The 17,401-nt window shown below is 32.6% G+C and carries 13 protein-coding genes; 1 reads left to right on the top strand and 12 read right to left on the bottom strand.

Annotation, left to right across the window (positions count from 1 at the left end; genetic code table 11):
- Positions 1 to 199: 199 nt before the first annotated feature.
- The gene (gene rluF / locus C8C83_RS13075) at positions 200 to 1,033 is read left to right on the top strand and encodes a 23S rRNA pseudouridine(2604) synthase RluF (protein WP_099709434.1); all 834 of its coding nucleotides are present in this window, start codon (positions 200 to 202) and stop codon (positions 1,031 to 1,033) included.
- A gap of 72 nt (positions 1,034 to 1,105) precedes the next feature.
- On the opposite strand, the gene C8C83_RS13070 is transcribed toward rluF, so the two are convergent.
- From C8C83_RS13070 to C8C83_RS13015, 12 genes are all read right to left on the bottom strand, one after another.
- Positions 1,106 to 2,032 carry a magnesium transporter CorA family protein gene (locus C8C83_RS13070; protein ID WP_132011773.1) on the bottom strand — a complete coding sequence of 309 codons (927 nt, stop codon included), beginning with the start codon at positions 2,030 to 2,032 and terminating at the stop codon, positions 1,106 to 1,108.
- Positions 2,033 to 2,228: 196 nt separating this feature from the next.
- Positions 2,229 to 3,614, bottom strand: a complete 1,386-nt coding sequence (locus C8C83_RS13065; RefSeq protein ID WP_132011772.1) for a DUF4173 domain-containing protein — start codon at positions 3,612 to 3,614, stop codon at positions 2,229 to 2,231.
- Between the two features lie 59 nt (positions 3,615 to 3,673).
- Entirely contained in the window at positions 3,674 to 3,964 is a 291-nt protein-coding gene (locus tag C8C83_RS13060) for a transcriptional regulator (RefSeq protein ID WP_065450961.1), read from the bottom strand.
- An 8-nt stretch (positions 3,965 to 3,972) separates the two neighbouring features.
- Entirely contained in the window at positions 3,973 to 4,587 is a 615-nt protein-coding gene (locus C8C83_RS13055; protein WP_121328941.1) for a hypothetical protein, read from the bottom strand.
- A gap of 758 nt (positions 4,588 to 5,345) precedes the next feature.
- Entirely contained in the window at positions 5,346 to 6,230 is an 885-nt protein-coding gene (locus tag C8C83_RS13050; protein ID WP_121328940.1) for a tetrahydrofolate dehydrogenase/cyclohydrolase catalytic domain-containing protein, read from the bottom strand.
- Between the two features lie 129 nt (positions 6,231 to 6,359).
- A complete protein-coding gene (gene ffh / locus C8C83_RS13045; protein ID WP_121328939.1) occupies positions 6,360 to 7,712 on the bottom strand; it encodes a signal recognition particle protein in 1,353 nt (450 codons plus the stop codon).
- Positions 7,713 to 8,013: 301 nt separating this feature from the next.
- On the bottom strand, positions 8,014 to 9,699 hold the full coding sequence (locus C8C83_RS13040; RefSeq protein WP_121328938.1) for an MBOAT family O-acyltransferase: 1,686 nt from the start codon (positions 9,697 to 9,699) through the stop codon (positions 8,014 to 8,016).
- Position 9,700: 1 nt separating this feature from the next.
- Positions 9,701 to 11,032 carry a GDSL-type esterase/lipase family protein gene (locus tag C8C83_RS13035; RefSeq protein ID WP_233566064.1) on the bottom strand — a complete coding sequence of 444 codons (1,332 nt, stop codon included), beginning with the start codon at positions 11,030 to 11,032 and terminating at the stop codon, positions 9,701 to 9,703.
- A gap of 82 nt (positions 11,033 to 11,114) precedes the next feature.
- On the bottom strand, positions 11,115 to 12,599 hold the full coding sequence (locus C8C83_RS13030) for an SGNH/GDSL hydrolase family protein (protein WP_121328936.1): 1,485 nt from the start codon (positions 12,597 to 12,599) through the stop codon (positions 11,115 to 11,117).
- Between the two features lie 251 nt (positions 12,600 to 12,850).
- Complete coding sequence (locus C8C83_RS13025) at positions 12,851 to 14,419, bottom strand: T9SS type A sorting domain-containing protein (protein WP_121328935.1); 1,569 nt, start codon at positions 14,417 to 14,419, stop codon at positions 12,851 to 12,853.
- Positions 14,420 to 14,614: 195 nt separating this feature from the next.
- Complete coding sequence (locus C8C83_RS13020) at positions 14,615 to 15,238, bottom strand: HmuY family protein (protein WP_121328934.1); 624 nt, start codon at positions 15,236 to 15,238, stop codon at positions 14,615 to 14,617.
- Positions 15,239 to 15,265: 27 nt separating this feature from the next.
- Entirely contained in the window at positions 15,266 to 17,332 is a 2,067-nt protein-coding gene (locus tag C8C83_RS13015; protein ID WP_132011771.1) for a TonB-dependent receptor, read from the bottom strand.
- Positions 17,333 to 17,401 lie beyond the last annotated feature (69 nt).

Genomic DNA, 17,401 nt, shown 5'->3' with positions numbered 1-17,401 from the left:
TTTGTGTTTCATGCAGAAAGAAAAAAATCCGTTTTAATCCATGTCTTTGCGAAGCAAATCTGCGTCATCCGCGTACAATGAAACGTTTGTGAAGATTTTGTGCCTTAGAATAACAAAATTGCATAAAATTCACAATCCAGCAATTTAAAGTCTGAAATCTAAAATTCTAAGAAGTCTAAATTTTGCTTACTTTTGCAATATGGAAGAGAATTTAAAACGTCTTAATAAATTTATTGGAGAAACAGGTTACTGTTCTCGTCGTGAAGCCGATAAACTTATCGAAGAAGGACGTGTAACAATAAATGGTGTTGTGCCTGAAATGGGAACGAAAGTTTCACCAAATGACGAAGTACGTATAGACGGAAAATTGATTGTTGAAAAACATGAGAAATTGGTTTACCTGGCTTTTAACAAACCTGTTGGAATTGAATGTACAACGAATTTAGAGGTTCGAAACAATATTGTGGATTATATTAATTATCCTAAACGTATTTTTCCGATTGGAAGATTGGATAAAGCCAGTGAAGGATTAATTTTTATGACAAATGACGGTGATATCGTAAACAAGATTTTGCGCGCCAGAAACAATCACGAAAAAGAATATACGGTAACAGTTAACAGACCAATTACGGATCGCTTTATAGAACGAATGGGAAATGGTGTTCCGATTTTGGATACGGTTACCCGAAAATGTAAAGTGGAACAAATTAGTAAATACACGTTTAAAATTATTTTAACGCAAGGTTTAAACCGTCAGATTCGTAGAATGACCGAATACTTGGGTTATGATGTAACGGCGCTTAAACGTATTCGAATTATAAACATATCGCTTGATATTCCGGTTGGTCGTTATCGCGATTTGACTGATGATGAGATTAAAGAATTAAATCAATTAATTGAGCCATCTAGTAAAACAGAAGAAGCGAGTTTACCAAAAGTAGAAGCTCCCAAAGCTCCTAAAACTCCTCCAACAAGAAGAACAGAATTCATCTCAAAATATGATCCTCGATTTAAGAAAAAAGGAGATTATTAAATTTATAAAAAAATCCCATTCGCCGCGGCGAATGGGACTTCTCTTTTTATGACTATTTTTAAAATATTTTTATTAAAACCATCTTCTTCTTTTAAACAAAAATGCGCCGCAAGAAGATAAAATAACAGATATAAAAAGAAGTATCCAAAATCCGTATTTACTTTCTTCCATACCATTTGGCACGTTCATTCCGTATAAGCTGGCGATTAAAGTAGGAATCATCAGAATAATAGAAATTGAAGTCATTTGCTTCATAATATTATTCATATTATTAGAAATTACCGAAGCATAAGCATCCATCATTCCTGTCAAAATGTTGCTGTAAATATTGGCTGTATCTTGTGCCTGACTTATTTCGATCTCTACATCTTCAAGCAAATCAGGATCAAAATCTTCTCTGTGTGCTTTTAGGTTTTTTATTCTGTGAAACAAAACATCATTTCCTTTCAAGGAAGTAATAAAAAACACCAAACACTTTTCTATTTGCAAAAGCGCTTGTAGTTCTGCGTTTTTTATAGATTTCTCCAAATTATCTTCGGCTAGTTTTATCTTTTGATTGATTTGTTTCAGATATTTTAAATACCAAACACTTGATGACAATAACAACCTTAAAACTAAATCGAAGTTGTCTTTTATATGGATGTTTTTTCGTTTTGTATATTGTACAAAATCAGAAATAATTTGTGTTTCATAAAAACTAATGGTAACACAGATATCCTTTTTAAAAATCACACCCATCGGAATGGTTTGAAAAGGTAATTTAACATCGTTACTTTTTATAGGAACACGCATAATAATTAGCGTCCAGCCATCTTCTATTTCGACACGAGGCCTTTCGTCAATATCCTCAATATCATTATAAAATGCTTCGGGAATTTGAAGTTCTTCCAGTAAGTACTTTTTCTCAGTTTCAGTAGGAGATTCAATATTGATCCAGCAATTTGGAGTCCATTCTTGTGTCTCGATTAGTCCGTTGTTGTTTTTGTAAAAGGCTTTCATTTCAAAATTGCGGGGTTTATCATAGCAATTTGAAAAAGATCAAAAAGCTACTTTTTAATTTAATACTAACGAATAATAATCGTCCATTGGAGAAGTCATTTTTTAAGTGCTGCAAAAGTATCTTTTATTTTTAGAATCAAAAACAATTAGGCATTAAAAAACCGCCTTAATATCATATTTAAGACGGTTATGCAAACTATTTATTATTCATAAACTCATAATAGAGCGCTTTTGATAGAAATGGTTTATTCTGATACCCATCAATTAGCTGCTCTCTGTTAATTTCTTCTAATTGACCATCTAAGTGATTCTTTGAAAAATATTCTCTTCTGGCTTCATCATTAAAATTCAAACTACTTAAGAATATCGGTTCTACACATTTATTAACAGAAATATTATAACTCGTAATTAGACTTCCCCAATTTACAAAACTGCATATTAAAACTGTTCCGTAAAAATACCACACCATTTGATTTGCCAGATAAGCATTTGTTTTTTGTTTTGTGATTTTTAGAAATACAAAAAACAAACCTATTATTGCTAAAATAAGAAAAGCATAAACACCCAATCGTTTATAAGTTAATCCTTGAATCGCAATATATTCCGAGTTCTTAATAACTGTACTTACAATTAAAAGTCCATTTAAGACTATCCATATTTTAGCTAATTTTTTAAGGTTATCAGCTTTTTTATCAAAATTAAATCCGCCTTTAAAATAGAACAATATTAAACCAACCGCCATAATAATCGAGAAGATTACTGAATTGACTCTCTCGTGTGTATCGGCACTTAAGTTTGATTTTTTTACCACTTCAAAAAACTGTTCATAATTATAGGTCACGATAAAAACCAAAAGCATAAAATTTAAAAGCGCTAAAGTAATTTCGCCACTTTTTCTTTCGAAATCCAAATCCAGAAATGAAAATGTTTGTTGATTTTTGATTTCAGCTGCATTAGTGAAATCATTATTCAGCATTTCATTTTTTTCATAACAAACTTCTGGTACCCAATAATTCCAAAAACTGAAAGAGATATAAAACCCTAATAATCCAATTAGAATAACCTGAACAATATCAAGATCTAAAGTATAATCTGTTAGCAAAGACGAAAAATGAGTACTTCCGAACGAATAAGCTGCAAAAAAAACAACCAGGAATATTGTTGGAATAATAAAATAAGCAACTAGTTTTTTAGTGAAATTGTTGTGAATTTTTCTTTCCGGAAGCCATTGAGTAAAGATAAATACACGTCCCAATGTGGCAAATGCATTTAAAAACACAAGTGGAAAAATCTGTATTATTTTGAGTTGCGAATCCTGTGTTTTGAATTGCAAAAAGAGAATAGACATTGCCATAGCAAAAAAAGACGCAGCATCGCCATACCAGGCAAATGCCAAACAAGATAAAACTGAAGTAATTACCAAAACCAAATGCAATCTGTCAACAGACCGATCCTGAAAGGAATAGGAAATTAAACAGGTTAAGAATAGTCCAAAAATAGCGAGGTTTACTCCTACTGACTCGTTGTAAAAAAGCAGCGTAAATATCAAACTGCTAGCTAGAATAATTTGGTGTTTTTTCATTGTTTTAAATTTTAAAAGCACTTTGCGTTTCAAAGTATTTAGATAAAAAAATATAGTTATTACGATTTCATTAATTTTTCAAGGTAAGAAAGGTGTTCCTTAAAGGCCGCACGTCCTCTAGGTGTAACTTGGTACGAGGTTTTGGGCTTTTTGCCTACAAACTCTTTTTTGACTTCGATATATTCTGACTTTTCAAGTGCTGAGGAATGACTTGCTAAATTTCCATCAGTGATATTAAGGAGATTTTTCATCTCAGTAAAATCAACCCATTCATTAACCATCAGAATGGACATAATTCCCAATCTGACACGGCTTTCAAAATCTTTATTTAATTTATCAATAATTCCCATTGCTTGGATTATTTATATTTTTTGAACATTATTAATCCGTACAAGATATGCAAAATACCAAATCCTATGATCCAAAAAACTAAACCATATCCAATATAAAAAAGAGAAATAAATCCTAATACTAACTCACTGAATCCTAAATATTTCACATCCGAAAAAGTATATTTTTCAGCATTTACAAGTGCCAAACCGTAAAAGATCAAAGTCGTTGGCGCTACAAAACCATAAATTTCATGATGCAAAAGTGCTAAACAAAATATACCTCCTGCCAAAAGTGGAACGGCTAAATTAAACAGCATTTTTTTTGTGGCCGTTGTCCAAATAGGCAAATCGTATTTTCGGCTTTTTCTGATCGTAAAAAGAAGTCCAAACGTAAAAGCACAGATCAGAATAACAACTCCAGTAATGAATAAATGAGAAACTAAATTAGCTGAATACAATTTATGTTCGCCATCAAAATATTCAAGTCCGCTTGCTTTAAAAAGCTGATAAACATATAATCCTCCAATTAAAGCTGAAAGTCCGGCAAATACTCCTGAGAGTCCGCTTAAGGATATAAATCTTGAAGAGCGCTCCATCATGGAACGAATATGTGCTAAATCTTCTTGGTGCTTCTGATTCATAATAAAAGTACTTTGTATTGCAAAGTTATGTTTTATTTTGAATTGACAAGTATTAATGTTGATTTTTTTTATTGTGATTTTTTTTTATGGTTTTAAATAAATCTGTGCTATCTAAAAATGTGTAATCCCTACGGGATATTTTATGGATTCACTATATATATTTGCTACCGACCTGTAACTCCTAGCGGAGTATTTTTGTTGACGTATAATTTATTCTTCGTTCTGTATTTTTTCTACCAACCTGTAACTCCTAGCGGAGTTATTTTTCTTGACGTATAATTTATTCTTTGTTCTGTATTTTTTTCTACCAATCTGCAACTCCTAGCGGAGTTAAATCTCGTCCCGTTGAGCAATTATTAAGTTAAATTTTTAAAAAAAAATGCAATCTTGTCAGGCTGAGCGAAGTCGAAGTCACGTAAGTAACTCGACACATAAAATTTTACCGCAAAGTTCGCAAAGGATTACGCAAAGTTCTCAAAGTTTTGTGAATTGCGCTTTGCTTTAAGATCGCAAAGGGATTGTGTTTAAAGCTTAACTTAATGACATTGCCCGTTGAGATTTGATCACTCACCTAATATTTGCGTGAGGGATAGGAGCTGGCTACCGAAGTAGCGTGGATAGCCCGACCGTATTTGCGGAAGGCGCGCATAAGCGGTATGTTAAATAGCGCCTTTTGTAAATACGGTCACGCCCAAAGTATATAAAACAACAAAGCCTACTCGATTGAATAGGCTTTGTTTATGATTTGATTGCAAAAATTATTTTTTCGCGCTTCTCATTTTTCTTGCTAAAAGTGTATTTTTTAATAACATTGCAATTGTCATTGGTCCTACTCCACCAGGAACTGGCGTGATAAATGATGATTTCTTGCTTACACCGTCAAAATCAACATCTCCTTTGATAACGTATCCTTTTGGGTTTGATGCATCTTCTACGCGAGTAATTCCAACATCTACGATTACAACTCCGTCTTTAACCATATCTGCTTTTAAGAATTCTGGAACTCCTAATGCTGTGATAATAATATCGGCGTTTTTAGTGAACTCAGCTAAGTTTTTAGTTCTACTGTGCGTTAGAGTTACTGTTGAATCTCCAGGATTTCCTTTACGGCTCATTAAGATACTCATTGGGCGACCTACAATGTGGCTTCTACCAATAACAACGGTATGTTTTCCGGCAGTTTCTACATTGTAACGCTCTAATAATTGCATGATTCCAAATGGTGTTGCAGGAATGAAACTTTCCATTTCAAGAGCCATTCTACCAAAGTTTGTTGGGTGAAAACCATCAACATCTTTATCAGGATCGATTGCCAATAAGATTTTTTGTTCGTCGATATGTTTTGGCAATGGCAACTGAACGATGAATCCATCAAGATCGTCATCTTCGTTTAGTTCTTTGATTTTTGCCAATAAATCTGCTTCGGTAATATCTTCCGGTAAACTTACTAAAGTTGAATCAAAGCCTATTTGCTGGCAAGATTTTACTTTACTTCCTACGTAAGTTAAACTCGCTCCGTTTGTCCCAACAATTACTGCTGCCAAATGAGGTACTTTTCCTCCGGCTGCTTTTATCGATTGAACTTCGGCTGCAATTTCGTTTTTAATGTCTTCAGCTGTTTTTTTACCGTCTAGTAGTTGCATTTCTTGTAAGTTAAATGTTTTGAGTTAAAAGTGAGAAGTTAACTGCTTCTCTATTATTAATATAGTTAAAAAATTTAAGGTCTAAAATTCCAAGCAACTTGAAACTTTAAACCTTAAACAAATTTTTCTTTATCTCGGCATTCCGCCTGGCATTCCTTTCATGCCTCCCATCATTTTCATCAGGTTTTTTCCGCCCGGACCTTGCATCATCTTCATCATTTTGCTCATTTGGTCGAATTGCTTCATTAACTGATTTACTTGCTCGACTTTGGTTCCGGAACCTTTAGCGATTCTGGCTTTCCTTTTTACGTCGATTATGGCAGGTTTGCTTCTTTCGATTGGCGTCATCGAGTGAATGATTGCTTCAATATGTTTAAAAGCATCATCTTCTATTTCTACATCTTTCATGGCTTTTGAAGCTCCCGGTATCATTCCAACCAGGTCTTTCATATTACCCATTTTCTTTACTTGCTGAATTTGAGTTAAGAAATCATCAAAACCAAATTCGTTTTTAGCGATTTTCTTTTGAAGTTTTCTAGCTTCTTCTTCGTCAAATTGTTCTTGCGCTCTTTCTACAAGAGACACAACGTCTCCCATACCAAGAATACGCTCAGCCATACGATCCGGATAGAAAACATCAATTGCTTCCATCTTCTCGCCTGTACCCACAAATTTGATAGGTTTGTTTACAACCGATTTAATCGAAATTGCAGCTCCACCACGTGTATCACCATCTAATTTTGTTAAGATAACTCCATCAAAGTTTAAGATATCGTTGAAGGCTTTTGCTGTATTTACAGCATCTTGTCCTGTCATTGCATCAACAACAAACAAAGTTTCCTGTGGCTGAATTGCTTTATGAACGCGAGCAATTTCATCCATCATTTCCTGATCTACTGCAAGACGTCCAGCGGTATCGACAATAACTATGTTGAAACCGTTTGCTTTTGCATGTTTGATTGCGTTTTGAGCAATTTCTACAGGATTTTTGTTTTCTGGCTCTGAGTAAACCTCAACACCTATTTGATCTCCAACAACGTGCAACTGATTAATCGCCGCAGGACGGTAGATATCACAAGCTACAAGAAGTGGTTTTTTATTTTTCTTAGTCTTTAAAAAATTGGCAAGCTTACCAGAGAAAGTTGTTTTACCAGAACCTTGCAATCCTGACATTAAGATAATGCTTGGATTTCCGGAAAGATTTATTCCCGCAACATCTCCACCCATCAATTCTGTTAGTTCGTCTTTTACTAACTTCACCAATAATTGTCCTGGTTGAAGTGTTGTTAAAACGTCCTGTCCAATCGCTTTTTCTTTTACTTTGGCAGTAAAATCTTTAGCAATTTTAAAGTTAACATCGGCATCAAGTAAGGCACGACGAACTTCTTTTAAGGTTTCGGCAACGTTTACTTCTGTAATTTTACCGTGTCCTTTTAATATATGGAACGCTTTATCTAACTTATCACTTAAATTATCAAACATAATTTTTTCTTTATTTGAAGTGCAAAGATAATCTAATTAGATATTTCAGGCAATTTTTATTTAAGTACAAAGTGCGTTTTGATTTTACCGCAACGTGCGCGAAGTTTTACGCAAAGTTCGCTATGTTTTTTTGCTCGCAAAGCCGCGAAGACGCAAAGTTTTTTTTGTTTCACGCAGATTAAAAAAGATTTTAGCAGATTTCAAAATCATTTCAATCCTTTTAATCTGTGGCTATAAATAAAAAAAACGCAAAGAATAAACCTTTGCGCCTTTGTAACTTTGATCCTTTGAACCTTCTCTATTAAAACTGGAAATAAATAAAAGGTTGTGAACCCGCAACTGCTGTTGCATAAACAACCCAATATACGAAACCTAGAATAATTGCTTTTCCTAGTAAAGGAGTTTTATCGAAAACTAATTTCATTTTGTCTGTAAATACTTCCGGTAAGAAATGCCAAACATATCCAAAAAGCATTAATCCAAATACGTTTTTATATCCTAAAACAATTGCTTTCCAATGTTCCGGCTCGAAAGTTAATTGACCAATATTATTGATTACTTGCAAAGCTGTTTCGAAATCTCTAGCTCGGAAAAAGATCCAACAGAAAACTACGAAATGAAATGTTATTACTATAGAGAATAATGTCCACAAGAAATTTGAACTTTTTCCCTCTTTTTTGGAAGGGAAAAATTCCATGAAAATTTTATGTACCGCTAATGCTAATCCGTGTAATGCTCCCCAAACAATAAATTGTGCTCCTGCTCCATGCCATAATCCGCCTAAAAGCATTGTGGTAAACAAATTGAAATTGGTTACCAATGTTTGATGTTTTTTCTTTGAAAGTAAAAATGTCAAACAGAATAATACGATTGCTCCAATTGCTATCCCAAATGGAATAAAACTCTCTTTTACATTTGAAATTCCCCAAAGCAATAACCCGAAAAAGAATAAACTAGGGAATAGATATCCTGCAAACGAACCTTCTCTGTTTCCTCCAATAGAAATATACAAGAAATCCTTTAACCAGGTTGAAAGCGAAATATGCCATCTTCTCCAGAAATCTGTTATAGAAGTTGACTTATATGGCGTTCTAAAGTTGGCCGGTAATTTGAATCCTAACAATAAAGCAATCCCGATTGCCATATCTGAATATCCTGAGAAATCACAATAAATTTGAATTGCATATCCGTAAGATGCCATTAAATTTTCAAACGAAGTATAATTCATTGGCGTATCAAAAACACGGTCAACGAAGTTTATAGAGATATAATTTGAAATTACAGTTTTCTTGATTAAACCTCCAATAATTAAAAACAAAGCGTTGTTTACATCTTGCTTTGTTAGATTTAATTTTTGATAAATCTGTGGCAAGAAATCTTTTGCTCTAACGATTGGTCCGGCAACTAATTGCGGGAAAAACGAAACGAAAAATAAATATTCAATATAGTTTTTTGTTGGCTTGATTTCTTCACGATAAATCTCAATAATATAACTCATCGACTGAAAAGTATAAAACGAAATTCCAACAGGAAGAAAAACATCATGAAGCTGATAATTACCATGAAACATATCATTGAATGTCACAATCATGAAATTCATATACTTGAAATACCCCAATAATCCTAAATTCAGGATTACACTTATTACAAGATAAATTTTCTTTGTACTGTCTTTTGTTGTTTTAAAAATAATCTGACTCAAACCATAATCTACGACCGAAGAAAGTAATAAGAGTAAAAAGTAAATTCCGCTTGACTTATAATAAAAGAAAAGCGAGAAGAGAATAACATACGTTAATCTCAAATAAAATGTCTTGCGTAAAAAAGCATACACAAAATAAAAAACCAAAAACAGTCCTAAGAATAAACCTGTATTAAACAATAATTTTTCTTCGGGATTGTATATAAACCAACTTTTAGCTTGCTCTAAGGTAATTGCACCAAAATTTTGAACAAACCAATCATTTATGCTATCTATTGTAATCAACTTAATTCTTTAATTTAAAATTATTGTATGCGCTTAAAAATGCCTGTGTAAACAAATTTCCTTGTTTTTCGTATCCTTTTTTAGAATAATGAACCCAATCCGGCCCAATTAATCCTTGAGTTTTTAATTGATTAATTCCATGCATTCCGCCAAATTCATCGTATAAATCCCAAACAGCAACATTATCCGTTTCGGCAATTTGAATTATACTTCTGGCATAATCGAATATGTATGTATTAGTTCTTCTCCCTTTAAGCAAAGAAGGTGCCGGCGTACTAATAATTATTGGAACATTTATATTTTGTTCTCTTACTTTCTTAATAAAATGACGAATCTGTTCAATATAAACCGGAGCTTCCATATGATCGTAGCTTTCATTTGTTCCTAAAGAAAGAACCAACATATCAGGATGTAATGCTTTTAACTGCTCAAAGAACAAAGGATATTTAGTATAATCCGAAAACTTAGCGCCATTTACTCCAATACTGCTGTAAATCAAACCTGGTGAATCCTTCTCGAGAACAATTCCGTTTAGTTCATATTCTTTAGCGTTTTTATTCGGAATCAAATAAATCTTATCTAATGCTTTATCTGAATTGTAATAATGACTAAAGGAATCCGATTCTAAATCTAAAGAAACAAACGATGAATTCTTGATTGCTTTGAGCTTTGTTTCGTTTGTTTGAATTTTCAATACTCTTCCTGCACGAATATTATCTGACTTAAGATGATTGTTTCTTTTGATTTCGGCAACCGAAACATTGTATTTATCAGCAATGGTTGAGATCGCTTCACCTTTTTTGATTTTATGCGTAATTACTTTTCGCTCTGTCGACTGAATAATACTGGTTTGCGATGATGTTGCCAAATCAAACATATTTTGGTTTTGAGGCGTAATAATTCGAATTGTATTAAACTTATAAGCCGCATCTTTGACATTCAGTTCAACCGCAAAACCTCCGGTATCTCTCCAAAGTCCAATTCCGCTTAAACCTACCGGAACATTTTTAAAAGGATGAATATTTCGGTAACTTTCCCATACTCTATTCGAACGAAAACGCTCGTTATAAGAACCGTTTGTTTTGGCTAATTGATATGGAAAAACCAAACCGCGACCAGCATTCCCAAATTTCTGCTGTAGATTCTTTCTGATTTCATTGGTCATTAAATCGCCCTGAATATGAGAATCTCCAATATGAACAATGTTTATCTTTTGATTGTTGTTCTTTTCAATTTTCTGTAATTTCTCAAATACACTTTCTAATACTTTCGCATTATAAATCTCATCATCAGAAAAAGGTTCAATCGTTGCTGAATCTACTTTGTGAATCATATTTTTTGTTATTGAATGTGAATCTGCCGTCTTTGGTTTTTCGTTTGTTGAGAAAAAAAGACAACAAAATAAAATTAGGAGTCTAGTCATTTACGCTATCTTTTTTTACAGAAACGGAATCTGCATTTGTTTTTCTGACTGTTTTCCGATTATCGGTAACAGTTTCTCTATTTTCACGAAGTGCTTTATATTGTTCGTATCCTTTATTCAATTGATCGTACAATAATCTACCAATTGCTTTTGCGCCACGTTGATTAAAATGCGTATAATCTTTATTGGCTCTAGCCGGAGATTCATCAACCCATTTTACCATAGATCCGTCACCGCCCATTAAAGTGTATAAATTTACAAATCCGGATTCAGTTTCTAAAGCATATCTTTTTTGAGCTTTCATTAATGGAACAACAGCAGAATCTGTTTTCATTTCAAGATCATACTTAGTCGATTTATCTGCAGTTGAAATAATCAAAATTGAAACTCCCGGAAAAGATTCTTTGATTTTATTCACTGTTTTTTTCATTCCTCTTTCATACCAGAAATAATTTTTGGTACCATAATTCAATACGTTTGTTCCGTAATGTAAAATGATCAAATCGTATTTCAAACTACTATCGAAAGCTCTCATTACTCCGGCATCAAAAGTCGAAATTGGTAGTCCTGAATTTCCTCTTTGCGAAAAGTTATCAACGTGAACTCCTTTTCCGTTATCGAAATTAAATCCGTAAATCGGAATTGAATCTGCATGAATAAAGTTTGCTTTGAAAGCTTTAATACTTCCCGAAGTCACTTTTAAAGTATTTACTAAATTATTCGGAATTAAACTTTTTCGTAAAGTATCTTTTCCTATGATAAAATTCACATTTCCTTTCTTGGAAGCTCTTCCATAAAACAATGTTGGATTATCTAATGATGTTGAATTTTTATTTAATCCTGCTTCGTATTGAACCCACGTCGAATTTGCTTTATCATTTGCAAAAAACACGTGTCCGTTTACACCAAAAGGACTTATTGGTCTCTTGACATTCAAATACGATTGTGTTTTCCAATTCTTAGAATACAATGATTTTACGGAACCTCTCGAAGCGGAAGATTCTGAAGTAATAGGTACAAAACCAACTCCATTTCCACCAAAACGTTCCTGGTAATTGGCACGAACATCCTGCACAATTAAATCTCCATCTGTCATAGAATCTCCGTAATAAGCAATTCTGACATTGCCTTGCGGGTTCTTTTCAAGCTGGTATAATTTTTCATAAAAAGAAATCAAATACTGATAACCTTTATAGTTATCAAAAGTCTCGGATGGAAATTCAATTCCTTCTGTAGCATCATAAATGATTTTTTCCTCTCCCAGTTTTCTTTCGCTATCATCGATACTATCGCCTTTTAGCGATAATGAATCTTTTGCTACTGACTCTAAAAGCATACTATCGATTAGTACATTTTTGGAATCAATTTTACTATCTGAAAAGATTTTATTCGGCAAGATTTGCTTAAATCCAATAAAAGCTACAAACGCTAAAGCGACGATTGCAAAAGACTGAAAAAAATAAGATTTTGTATTCACTTACTAATTATAAATTTGAAGAATAACATTACAAGAATTAAACCATATTTAAATCTATGTTAACTGCTTGAAAAAAAAATATGCGCAAAGATAGGACTAAAAATGAATGTATTGTTCATTTTATTTGAACTAAAAACAAAAAAAGAGGTCAGACGAATCTAACCTCTTTATCAAAAAAAAAATAAAAAAAACAAAGCTAATGATTAACTAAACTTTAAATTACGAAAAGTCAATTCACTCTTATATTGTCATTATTGAACTATTATTTTACCCGTTTTAACTTCTTTATTTCCCGAAAGTATTTTATAGAAATAAATTCCTTTTTGGTAACTAGCAGGAATATTCCAGTTCACAACTTGATTTGGTGTTACTGTTCCTTTAAAAACTGATTTTTCATTTCCTAATTTATCTGAATACACAACGATATCAATTTCTTTATTAGTTGAAAAATTTGTTGAGAAGTTAACTGATTCAGTTGTTGGGTTTGGGTAAACTGTTAAATCGCCAGAAGCCGTTTCTTCATTATTCGTACTTGCCGTTTTTGCAAAACTTACTTTAGGCAATATGGTTATTGTATTGCTATAAGAAACTTTATTTCCTGAGTAAACCTTTCTATAAAATTTGGTAGTTAAATACCCTTGAACGACCGAATCATAATTTTGATTAAATCCAACTACGCTAACTCCATCAACAATTTCACCATCAGCGAATTCATTATAGACATTATATTCATATGTGAAATTTCCTGTGCCACCACTTGGTAAACTACCTAAAATACTATTCCCTGATAATGTAATTGTATTATTTGTAATTTCTTGTGAAGGAGTAATAGTTATCGTGTTACTAACTACCTGTTGTTTACCCGATACAACTACACGGTTAATATATCCATTATACCCCATAGAATCAACAAAATTATACACACTATTAGGAATCGTGCAGTTTATTGATTGTCCAAGCAACCAAGGATCTTCGTCTTGTAGAACATATGCATACCAATAATAAACATATGTCCCAGTTCCTCCGGTTGGTAAACTACCCTGTAATTCAGAACCAGATCTACTTATTGTGTTATTTAGCAGTGGCGTAATAGGCAAAATCGTAACTGTTATTTCATTACTTGTACTAGTAAGCGTGCCAAATAATGATGTAACAATTCTTCTATACGATATTGTAGAAGCCGAAACATTTACAGGTTTATAAGTAACACCAGTAGCTCCTGATATAGTTGTCCATGAACCTCCGCTGCCAATTCTTTGCTGCCAAGAGTAAGTATACAATCCATCTCCACCATTTGGAACTGGTCCATTTATAGAACCTACAGGATCGCCTTCGTAGACTGTTTGATTTCCTAAAATATAATTACTCGTTATTAATGGAACTACTTTTACAGGTACGCTTGTTCCTAAAATAGGACTATTATTTATAGGAGAAAATTGTGCATATATAGAACCTGTACCTGTAGGGAAATGTGTAGATCTTAAATCAATTGTACATTGTCTAGTAACCGTTCCTGTTATCGCATTTTGACCAAAGTTTATAGACACATGTTGTATATTTGAATTACTATTTAATTTACTATAAACAGATAAGGTTCCCCCTTTTATTAATGCCATTTGAGGATTATTGATACTTAAATCAAACGTTACATAAACAGTCCCTCCTTCGGCAATTTTAATTGATGTTCCATTTGGTATTGCAGCACCATTTGTATATTTTAAATTGCTTATTGAAATCATTTGGGTTTGAGAATAACCTGGAATTGCAAACAATCCAACAAAAAATAATACAGCGATTGATAATAGTAATTTTATTTTCATATTTATAATGATTTAGATAACATTAAGTAATTACCCTCAGCTACTTTAAAATTAATTTTAGATCTCTTTTTATAAAAAAAGACGTAAAACAAAAATTACAATAAAATAAAAGTAACTTTCTACATGTTAAAATTAATTATAGGTTAAAAAATAACCTCAGACAAAATAAATCATCCGAGGTTACTAATATTTTTTTTAGAATGTTGTTGTGCTATTAGCTTGGTATGCGAAATTAAAAGTGTAATATCTTGACGTAGATTCTGCCGTTGGAGTTACTGGTGCTCCTTTATAGTAGCTTAAGATTTCAAATTTTGCGTATTTCCCATCATGAGTTTTTACTACAATAACTTTTCCTGCGATTGGAGAAATTATAGTATTAGCATAGTTATACCATCCTTGTCCGCTTACTCCAGGAATTGCGTAAACAGTAGCTGCATCTTGTTTAAAAGTAGCTGCTGCCGGAAATGCTGTTACAGCCGCAAAAGTATTAGAAACAATACTAATAGCTCCTGATCCAGTTCTTGCCGGTTCACCTGCATCATCAACATTGACTTTTGCTCCTCCGTTTACAATAATAAACGTTCCACGAAAAGCGATATCCCAATTGTCATTAGTAACAACTTTATTTTCAGAAAAGCTGAATTTTGTATATGCACCAGTAACTGGCTGCCCTTGACCACCTGATTGTGGAGCATTAAGGTCAGATACTTTTGTTGTTACAACTACTTCAGGAGTTGTGTTTTTATCATCATCACTGCTACAAGATGCAGTAAAAAGTACTAATACTAAAAGCGAAAGTTTAAAAAAATTTGTTTTCATAATAATGGTATTTAAATAATTGTTGATTTAGAAATTATATTGAATTCGTGCATAAAGCTGTCTTCCTGCCAAACTCGGAATTTGGCTAGGATCTGTGTAGTTAAATAAATTATTAGCTCCTGCCTGAAGCATGAATTTATCCATAATATATTTTGAGGCCGATAGGTTTGCGATAAAATAATCCCCTATAAAATTGTCATATTTGTCTAGAATTCCATTTCCGTTAGTATCAAATAATCCGTATTTGCTTCGATATAGAACACGCAAATTGACATCGGCTTTTATTGACGGAATGGTATAACCAAATTTAACGTTGGCTGTATGTTTTGATCTGTTATACAACCCGAAATAATCAGATTTATCAATTTTAATGGTTTGCAAATCCGAATTTCGAATGTATTGATGCTCCTCAAAATTATCAACAACCGATTTGTCTTTGGCAGTTAAAAATTGGTATCCAAGCGAAGCCGAAAAGTCTTTGGTAAAATTATAAGTAGAATTAAACTCTAAACCATAGGTAAAAACTTTGCTATAATTGAAGTAGCTAAATATGTTTTGACCACTCTTTTTTGCAGCAACTACGCCTGTATCAATTAAATCGCTAATCGAATTGTAGAAAGCATTTAGCTCTATTTTAAGTTTATTTTTTCTATAATATCCTCCAAAATTAAAATTGATCGAACTTTCCGGTTTTAGTGGTTGATCGAAATTTACTCCCGCTACTCTAGAAGAAAGAAGACCCTGACTTTCAAATTCATTTAAACGAGCTTCGGCTACATTATATCCCAAAACAGTATATCCTACTGATGGATTTGTAAAATCGAAATATAACTGACGGAAATCTGGTGCTTTATAACCATAACCTACTGAACCTTTAAGAGAAAAATTAGTATTAAATCTATAATTTACTGCTAATTTTGGGCTTAGCTGAGATGCATATTCACTATGATTATCATATCTGAATCCTGCAAGAATATTTAATTTTTCTGTGGGATTATAATCATACTGCAGATAAATGTATTGCGAATTAAACTGGACATTATTAGCAAAATACGTACGATCCAACGTTTCATAATTTAATCCTGCTCCAGCTGTTAATTTATCCCTATTTATAGACCACGTTGTTCTAATTTCTGGTCGAACAAGCCATTGATTATAATATGTTTTCTCAAAAAGTACATTATCCGGATTATTCAAAAAAGCATCATTCTTATAATTCGTAGCATACATTTCATATTCCCAGTATAATCTGGAATTCCATCTATGTTCTAATTTAATTTGTGAATTCCATTCATTTTCTTTTGCGTCACCAGTATACTTTTCATTTTCAATTATAGCTTTGTTATCCATCTTTTGATTAAAAAAACGGTTACTTACAGTTAATTTAAGATTTTCCGAAAAATCGTAATATATTTTTGGCTGAATTGTCGTGTTATGATATTTTTCAACATTCTGTAACCAGGAATCTTTATTTAAGTCAAATCCGTCAGTTGAATAATAATTGGTAAATAAGTTGGCTGCAAATTTTTTCTTCTTCCAAAGTAAATTAGCATTCGCATCATTGGTATTAAATGTACCATATCGATAAGACAGATTACCTGAAAACATATCTTTTTTAGGTCTTTTTGTAATTACATTAATCACCCCGCCCATTGCTTCTGAACCATATAAAGCAGAAGACGCTCCTTTTACAATTTCAATTCGCTCTATATTTCCAACAGAAATTCTTGATAAATCTAAAACTCCCGAACTTCTTCCCACAAGAGGAACTCCGTCGATCAGAATCATAGTATAAGCTGCATCTAAACCCTGAATCTGAACACCTTCAAAACCACTTTCATCCGGAATTAAAATAATCCCTGTTTGTTCATTTAGAATTTCATTTAATCTTGTAACACCCGATTTTATAATTGCTTCAGATGTAATAACTGTCATTGGTAATGGCAAAGAAGAAAGCACCCTTTCAGTTCTTGTTGCCGTTGTAACAGTAACTTCTGATAATTCATTCGATTTTATACTATCTTTTTGTTTCTCTTGCGCAAAAGATATTTGGCAAAAAAGAAAAGCAGCAAAAAGGGTAAATTTTATTTTCATTATTTTTATTCAGTCTTAATAATGACGCAAATATAGAAACTATTTTTATTTGTTCTAAATAAAAACCAT

It is taken from the genome of Flavobacterium sp. 90 (assembly GCF_004339525.1).
Taxonomy (GTDB): Bacteria; Bacteroidota; Bacteroidia; order Flavobacteriales; family Flavobacteriaceae; genus Flavobacterium.
Note: the sequence above shows the minus strand (reverse complement) of the source record. Positions and strands in the feature narration are given on the sequence as shown.